Source organism: Neobacillus drentensis (genome assembly GCF_036966985.1).
GTDB classification, from domain to species: Bacteria; Bacillota; Bacilli; order Bacillales; family Cytobacillaceae; genus Neobacillus; species Neobacillus drentensis_E.
In genome coordinates this window covers 1,137-1,401 of the sequence record NZ_JBALSN010000674.1, presented here as the reverse complement: position 1 = coordinate 1,401, position 265 = coordinate 1,137, and the positions used below count along the sequence as shown (strand labels likewise).

1 protein-coding gene is annotated in these 265 nt (G+C 49.8%); it reads left to right on the top strand.

Annotated elements, in window-relative coordinates; translation table 11 throughout:
• Window positions 1-265 (top strand): SDR family oxidoreductase (locus V7659_RS30295; protein ID WP_335543725.1); only part of this gene is annotated, 265 nt, incomplete at both ends.

The following is a 265-nucleotide window of genomic DNA, read 5'->3' as shown; positions in this document are numbered from 1 at the left end:
GACTTCTGCACTTGGCAATCGCGGTCAGGCCAATTATGCTGCTGCGAAGGCGGGGTTGCAGGGCTTTACAAAAACACTCGCAATTGAGTTAGGGAGATACGGGATTACCTCGAACTCGGTAGCCCCTGGATTTATTGAAACAGAGATGACCAAAGAAACTGCTGCGAGAATCGGGATTCCATTTGAACAGCTTATTCAAGCAAGTGTCGCAGGTATTCCAGTCGGCAGAAGTGGAAAGCCAGCAGATATTGCCAATGCGGTTGCC